4 protein-coding genes are annotated in these 7,275 nt (G+C 75.4%); 2 read left to right on the top strand and 2 right to left on the bottom strand.

The window, feature by feature from the left end; translation table 11 throughout:
* Window positions 1-531: 531 nt before the first annotated feature.
* Together LG632_RS18275 and LG632_RS18270 are read left to right on the top strand one after the other, a co-directional pair.
* A complete protein-coding gene (locus LG632_RS18275; RefSeq protein WP_226728405.1) occupies window positions 532-2,346 on the top strand; it encodes a glycoside hydrolase family 35 protein in 1,815 nt (604 codons plus the stop codon).
* Window positions 2,347-2,477: 131 nt separating this feature from the next.
* Window positions 2,478-3,416 carry an aldo/keto reductase gene (locus LG632_RS18270; RefSeq protein ID WP_226728404.1) on the top strand — a complete coding sequence of 313 codons (939 nt, stop codon included), beginning with the start codon at window positions 2,478-2,480 and terminating at the stop codon, window positions 3,414-3,416.
* 114 nt (window positions 3,417-3,530) lie between these two features.
* Here the strand turns inward: LG632_RS18270 and LG632_RS18265 are convergent, their stop codons facing one another.
* Window positions 3,531-4,421 carry an ABC transporter permease gene (locus LG632_RS18265; protein WP_226728403.1) on the bottom strand — a complete coding sequence of 297 codons (891 nt, stop codon included), beginning with the start codon at window positions 4,419-4,421 and terminating at the stop codon, window positions 3,531-3,533.
* Window positions 4,418-7,162 carry an alpha/beta fold hydrolase gene (locus LG632_RS18260; RefSeq protein ID WP_226728402.1) on the bottom strand — a complete coding sequence of 915 codons (2,745 nt, stop codon included), beginning with the start codon at window positions 7,160-7,162 and terminating at the stop codon, window positions 4,418-4,420. The genes LG632_RS18265 and LG632_RS18260 overlap by 4 nt, the downstream gene beginning before the upstream one ends.
* Window positions 7,163-7,275: the final 113 nt, after the last annotated feature.

The raw sequence follows: 7,275 nt of genomic DNA, 5'->3' as shown, positions 1-7,275 counted from the left end.
CCTCCCGGCCGACCGGCCTCCCGGCCGACCGGCCTCCCGGCCGACCGGCCTCCCGGCCCCCGGCCTCCCGGCCCCCGGCCTTCCGGCTCCCCGCCTCCGGCCTCCGGCCTCCCGGTCTTCCGGTCTTCCGGTCTTCCAGCCTCCCGGCCTCCCGGCCGACCGGCCTCCGGCCTCCCGGCCGTCCGGCCTCCCGGCCTCCCGGCCTCCGGCCTCCGGCCGACCGGCCCCCGGCCGGACCGGCTCGGCGGAGGGGCGCGGGGCGAGGTTCCCGGGGCTCGGGGGTGAGTGACGCCGTGGCGGGAGCCGTGGCGTCCCGTTCGGGGCCGGTGCCGTCGCGGCCGCGCGCCGCATCGCTGGGGAACCAGAACGATCGGCTCGATCGTTCCCGGTCAGGTAGTCGTTGACGGTGCCGGCGCGGGCGGCGTTCCCTGCTCCGTCCCGGGTCCGGCCCGGGTCCGGCCGGGGTCCGTCCCGGGTCCGGCCCGTCAGCGAGCAGCGCACGCACGTACGTACGCAGCGACGGGAGTCACGATGCTCACGCACGACCAGGACGGATTCCGGCGGGCAGGCCGCCCCCACCGCATCGTCTCCGGGGCGTTGCACTACTTCCGGGTCCACCCCGAGCTGTGGGAGGACCGGCTGACGCGGCTGCGCGCCATGGGCGCCAACACCGTCGACACCTACGTCCCGTGGAACTTCCACGAGTCCGCCCCCGGCAAGGCCGACTTCACCGGCTGGCGCGACGTCGGCCGCTTCCTGCGCATCGCCCAGGGCCTCGGCCTCGACGCCATCGTCCGGCCGGGCCCGTACATCTGCGCCGAGTGGGACTTCGGCGGTCTGCCCGCCCGCCTGCTCGCCCTCGACGGCCTGCACCTGCGCTGCTCCGACCCCCGGTTCCAGGCCGAGGTGGACGGCTGGTTCGACCAGCTCGTCCCCGAACTGCTGCCCCTGCTCGCCGGACGAGGCGGGCCCGTCGTGGCCGTGCAGATCGAGAACGAGTACGGCTCCTACGGCGACGACACCCGCTACCGGGCCCATGTCGAACGGGCCCTGGTCGAACGCGGTGTGGACTGCCTGCTGTTCACCGCCGACGGCGCCGAGGACGCCATGCTCCAGGGCGGCACGGTCCCCGGCCGGCTGGCCACCGCCACCTTCGGCGCCCGCCCCACCGAACGGCTCGACACCCTGCGCCGCTACCAGAGGACCGGCCCGCTGGCCGCGATGGAGTACTGGATCGGCTGGTTCGACCACTGGGGCGACGACCACCACGTGCGCGCCGTCGAGGACGCCGCCGGCTCCCTCGACGAACTCCTTGCCTCCGGCGCCTCCGTCAACCTCTACATGGCCCACGGCGGCACCAACTTCGGCTTCTGGGCCGGCGCCAACCACACCGGATCCCGGCCCGGCGAGCCCGGCTACCAGCCCACCGTCACCAGCTACGACTACGACGCCCCGATCGGCGAGGCCGGTGAACTGACCCCGAAGTTCCACGCCTTCCGGGAGGTCATCGGCCGCTACGTGCCGCTGCCCGAGCTCCCCCTGCCCGAACCGCGCCCCCGCCTCGCCCCGGCCCTCGCCGTCCCGGCCGGCACCGCGCCGCTGCTGGACGCCCTCGACGCACTGACCGACGGCCCGGGCCCGGTCCACCGCCCGGCCCCCGAGCCCATGGAGAAGCTCGGCCAGTCGCACGGCATGATCCACTACCGGACGTCCGTCACCGGGCCCCGGCCGGCCATGCCGATCCGGATCGACGGCCTCGGCGACCGCGCGTACGTGTTCGCCGACGGCGAGCCGCTCGGCATCCTCGACCGCAACAGCCCCGACGAGGGACTCGACCTCGCGGTCGGCCCGTCCGGCGCCGTGCTCGACGTGCTGGTCCGGGCCCAGGGCCGGGTCAACTACGGTCCGCTGCTGGACGACCGCAAGGGCATCTGGCGCGGGGTCCGCCACGGCCACCAGCACCTGTTCGAGTGGGAGATCCGCCCCCTGCCGCTCACCGACCTGACCGTCCTCGACTGGGCCCGGGCGCCGGTCCCCGCCCCGCCGTCCCACCGCCCGGCGTCCCATCGCCCGGCGTTCCACCGGTTCACCCACCACGTCCCCGCACCGGCCGACGGCTTCCTCGACGTCTCCGGCTGGGCCACCGGCCTGGTCTGGCTGAACGGCTTCCTGCTCGGCCACTACGACACCCCGCGCGGGCCGCAGCGCACCCTCTACGCCCCGGGCCCCCTGTGGCGGGCCGGCACCAACGAGATCGTCGTCCTCGAACTGGAGCGGCCGGGCGCCGAACTGCCCGTCCGCGACGCGCCCGACCTCGGCCCCGCCAAGACCGTCACCCTCGACTGAACCCGCAACCCGGAGAACCGCAAGTACCCCCCCAGCACCTCCAGTACAGCCAAGTACCCCAAGAGCCACAAGCGCCCCAAGAGTCACAAGAACCCCGAACCAAACGGAAGAAAGCGGAGGCACACCTCCCCATGCGTTATCTCCCCCTGGGCAGTTCAGGCCTCCAGGTCTCCGCCGTCGGCCTCGGCTGCAACAACTTCGGCGGCCGGCTCGACGCCCGGGCGACCCGCGCGGTCGTCGACGCCGCCCTCGACGCGGGCGTCACCCTGTTCGACACCGCGGACATCTACGGCGGCCGCGGCGGCTCCGAGAGCCACCTCGGCCAGGCCCTCAAGGGCCGGCGCGACCAGGTGGTGCTCGCCACCAAGTTCGGTTACGACGGCGTCGACATGGGCTACGGTCCCGCCGCCGGCTCCCGCGGCAGCCGGGCCTACGTACGCCGGGCCGTCGAGGCGTCGCTGCGCCGCCTGGACACCGACCACATCGACCTGTACCAGTTGCACAGCCCCGACCCGGCCACCCCGGTCGCCGAGACCCTGGCCGCCCTCACCGAGCTGGTCCAGGAGGGCAAGGTCCGCTACATCGGCCACTCCAACTTCAGCGGCTGGCAGCTGGCCGAGGCCGCCCATGTCGCCCGGGAGCAGGGCAGCGTGCCGTTCGTCTCGGCCCAGAACCACTGGTCGCTGCTGGAGCGCGGGGCGGAGCAGGAGCTGGTGCCGGCCGCCGTGCACTACGGCCTGGGCGTGCTGCCGTACTTCCCCCTCGCCAACGGGCTGCTGACCGGCAAGATCCGGCGGGGCGCGCCGGTGCCGGCCGGCTCGCGGCTGGAGGGACGGGACGCGTACCTGACCGAGGAGCGGCTCGACACGGTCGAGGCGCTGGCCGCGCTCGCCGAGAAGCACGGCCGCAGCTTGCTGGAACTGGCCATCGGCTGGCTGTCGGCCCGTCCCGGCTGCGCCTCGGTGATCGCCGGTGCCACCTCCGCCGAGCAGGTACGCGCCAACGCGGCGGTCGCCGACCGGCCGCTCGACGCCGAACTGCTCGCGGAGATCGAGGACATCGCCTCCTGACGGTCCGCGGCAGCGCTCCCCGGCCGGGCGGACGCCCTCCAGCCGGGCGGACGCCCTCCAGCCGGGCGGACGCCCCCCCCGGCCCGGGTGCCCCGGCCGGGGCACCGCCCTGCCTCAGGACACGATGTCCTTGCGCGCGAACCCCCGGAACGCCAGCGCCCCCAGCACCAGCGCGTACGACACCGAGACCGCCGCGCCCTTGGCCATGCCGCCCCATTCGACGGTCGGCTGCAGCAGGTCCACCCAGGCGAACTGCCAGTGCGCCGGCAGGAACTCCCGCCAGTGCCCGAGCGCCGTCACCGCGTCGAGGACATTGCCCACGATGGTCAGGCCCACCGCCCCGCCGACCGCGCCCAGCGGCGCGTCCGTCCTCGTCGACAGCCAGAAGGCCAGTCCGGCGGTGACCAGTTGCGACACGAAGACGAACGCCACCGCCAGCAGCAGCCGCGGCACCGCGTCACCGGCCGCCAGCACCCCGCCCGTGGGCAGCTTCAGCGGCCCCCAGCCGTACGCCACCGTGCCCGCGGCCAGCGCCACCGCCGGCAGCAGCACGATCGCCACCAGGCTGAACCCCAACGCCACCACCAGCTTGCTCCACAGCAGCCGGGCGCGCGGCACGGGCGAGGCCAGCAGGTAGCGCAGGGAGGACCAGCTCGCCTCCGAGGCCACCGTGTCCCCGCAGAACAGCGCCACGGGCACCACCAGCAGGAAACCGGCCGACACGAACAGACACGTCACGGCGAAGTTCGCGCCCGAGGCGGTGGCCGCGTCGATCATGCTGACCCGGCCGCCGTCGCTGCGGCCGTCGTCCCCGCCGCCGCCCACCGCGAACGCGATGATCATGACGAACGGCAGCGCGGCCAGCACCCCGCCCATCACCAGCGTCCGCCGCCGGCGCCACTGCCGCAGTGCCTCCACCCGCAACGGCAAGGTCCGCCCCGCCGCGTACCCGGGAGCGGCGGCGGTGGCGGTCGCCGCGGCCGCCGTGGTCCTCGTCCCGCTCATGCCGGGCCTCCGATCAGGGTGAGGAACGCGTCCTCCAGCCGTCGGTGCGGTCCCACGGCCGCGACCGGGACCTCCAGCCGGACGAGTTCGGCGATCAGGTCGGCCGGCGTGGCACCGGCCAGCCGGACCAGGATCGCCTCGTCGGACGCCGTCACCGAACCCACTCCCTCCAGCGCCGCGATCTTCTCCAGGGTGGTCCGCGCGACCGGTCCGTCGGCCGGCGTCACGAGCAGCGTGTCGCCGCCTCCGGTGATCTCGGCCACCGGGCCCGCCTGCACCAGCCGCCCGCGGTCCATGACCACCAGGTGCGTACAGGACTGTTCGACCTCCGACAGGAGGTGGCTGGAGACGATGACCGTCCGGCCGCCGGCGGCGTACCGGATCATCACGTCCCGCATCTCCCGGATCTGCGGCGGGTCCAGGCCGTTCGTCGGCTCGTCGAGGATCAGCAGGTCCGGCAGTCCCAGCATGGCCTGGGCGATCGCCAGCCGCTGCCGCATGCCCTGCGAGTACGTCCGTACGGCCCGCTCCAGCGCGTCGCCGAGCCCGGCGATCTCCAGGGCCTCCGCCAGGTGGGAGTCCTCCGGCGGGCGACCGGTGGCCTGCCAGTACAGCTCCAGGTTGGCCCGCCCGGACAGGTGCGGCAGGAAGCCCGCGCCCTCCACGAACGCGCCGACCCGCGACAGCACCGGCGCACCGGGCCGCACCGCGTGGCCGAACACCCGGATCTCCCCGGCGTCCGGGGAGATGAGCCCCATCAGCATCCGCAGCGTGGTGGTCTTGCCGGCGCCGTTGGGGCCGAGCAGGCCCAGCACCTGGCCCTGTTCGACGCGGAACGACAGGTCCTGCACCGCGTACCGGTCGTCCTTGACCGATCCGTACCGCTTGGTCAGACCGGTGATCTCCAGCGGTACGCCGGCCCGCTCCGGGTCCGGCTCCGGCGCAGGGCCCGGGCCGCGCCGCCCGCCGCGCCGGACCAGCAGCAGGGCGGCCGCCAGCGCGGCCGCGGCCAGCGGCAGCGCCCACGTCCAGGCGGGCAGCGGGGCCGCGGCGGTCGTGACCCCGTCCGCGACGGGCACGGCGAGCGGACCCTCGACCGCGACCGTGTACGTCGCCGGGGCGGCCGGGGTCGCGTAGCCGAAGTCGGTCGCCGCGAGCACCAGCCGCAGCCGGTGGCCGGCCTGGACCTCGTGGTCGATCGCGGGCAGGCGCAGGTCGACGCCGGCGCCCTGCTGGGCGTCCGTCACCCGCACCGGGGCCACGAGCTGATGGGGCAGCACCTGGGTGCGGCCGTCGGGCCCGACGTCGTACACCTTGCCGAAGAGCACCGCCGATCCGTCCGGCGCCGTCGACCTCACCCGCACCCTGACGGACGGGGTGCCCGTCACGCGCAGCGCCGCGTCCAGCGGTGCCGAGTCGAAGCGGGCGAACTGCCCGGGGAAGTCCAGGGCGAACCCGGCGCCGAGGGCCGACAGCTGACCGCCGATGCCGGGCATCGCCGAGAGCGCGGGCGGCGCGCCACCCGGCGGGTTGGCGAAGGACTGCTCCGGGCCGGAGAGCGCGACCGGCCGCGCGGCCGGGGTCAGGCCGGGGTAGTGGTCGGCGCCGGCGCCGCGCAGCTTGATCCGCCCGTCGGTGGAGTCGATGCCGCCGGAGCGTGAGACCCGGAAGGCCGGTCCGGTGGACACGCCGTCGTCGCCCTTGAGGTGGCGGTCGAACCAGGCGGTCACCCGGGCCCGGACCCGGGCGGTCTCGTCGGTGCCGCCGTCGTGGCCGCCCGCCTCCCAGTCCACGGACACCGGGGCGCCGTTCGCCGCGACGGCCCGGGCCATCGCGTCGGCCTGGTCGAGGGGGAAGAGCGAGTCCGACTGGCCCTGCACGATCAGGGTGGGGACCTTGATGCGGTCCCCGACCGCCGAGGGGCTGCGCTGCTGGAGCAGGTCGCGGGCCTGCTCGTCCGGCTTGCCCGCCACGGCCACCCGCTCGTACATGGCGCACAGCTCCGGCTGGAAGCGCCCGCAACCGGGGGCCGGCGGCGCCCCGGGACCGGCGGGGGTGCCCGCCTGCCGCGCGGAGCCGGGATCCGGGGCCGTGGCGGCCGCGGGCCCGGCGGGCCGCAGGCCGCCGGCCGAACCGGTGGTGAAGAAGACGCCCGCCCACAGTTTCTTGAACACCCCTTGGGGGAAGAGGGCGTCGGCGAGGTTCCAGTACGTGATCCGCGGGGCGATCGCGTCCACCCGCCGGTCGTACCCGGCCGCGAGCAGGGCGATCGCCCCGCCGTACGAGCCGCCGGTGACGCCCACGCGCGGATCGCCGTCGGCGTCCAGCTGCACCTCGGGTCGGCGGGCGAGCCAGTCGATCAGCCGGGAGACGTCCTTGACCTCGTACTGCGGGTCGTTGAGCCCGATCCGGCCGCCGGAGCGGCCGAAGCCGCGGGCCGACCAGGTCAGGACGGCGTAGCCGGAGCGCGCGAGGCGTTCCGCCTCGTCCCGGACGTCGTCCTTGCTGCCGCCGAACCCGTGCCCGATCAGCACGGCGGGCCGCCGCCCGCCCCCGCCCGCGGTGAAGTAGGAGGTGTCGACAGCCGCGTCGGGCATCTCCAGCACGGTGTCCTCGCGGTGCACGGGCGGCGGCTCGCCGGAACCGGCGGCCGTCCACGTCCCGGCCCCCGCGACCACGGCGAGGGCGGCGGCGCCGGCGAGCAGGCGGCCGCGCCGGAACCTGGGCAGTCGGAGCTTCATAGGGCCGACCCTAAACGCCCGCGGGCCCCGGACCCGAGAGCCTCCAGGTGGAACCCGGCCCTTCTCCAGGAGGACACCCGCCGGTCCGGCGTACCGCGGATGCGGTACGCGGC

The organism is Streptomyces antimicrobicus, assembly GCF_020532625.1.
GTDB lineage: Bacteria > Actinomycetota > Actinomycetes > Streptomycetales > Streptomycetaceae > Streptomyces > Streptomyces antimicrobicus.
This window is presented reverse-complemented; position numbering and strand designations above follow the sequence as displayed.

Coding starts and splice junctions, on each gene's coding strand:
- LG632_RS18275 (WP_226728405.1), top strand. CDS start 532: ATGCTCACGCACGACCAGGACGGATTCCGGCGGGCAGGCCGCCCCCAC.
- LG632_RS18270 (WP_226728404.1), top strand. CDS start 2,478: ATGCGTTATCTCCCCCTGGGCAGTTCAGGCCTCCAGGTCTCCGCCGTC.
- LG632_RS18265 (WP_226728403.1), bottom strand. CDS start 4,421: ATGAGCGGGACGAGGACCACGGCGGCCGCGGCGACCGCCACCGCCGCC.
- LG632_RS18260 (WP_226728402.1), bottom strand. CDS start 7,162: ATGAAGCTCCGACTGCCCAGGTTCCGGCGCGGCCGCCTGCTCGCCGGC.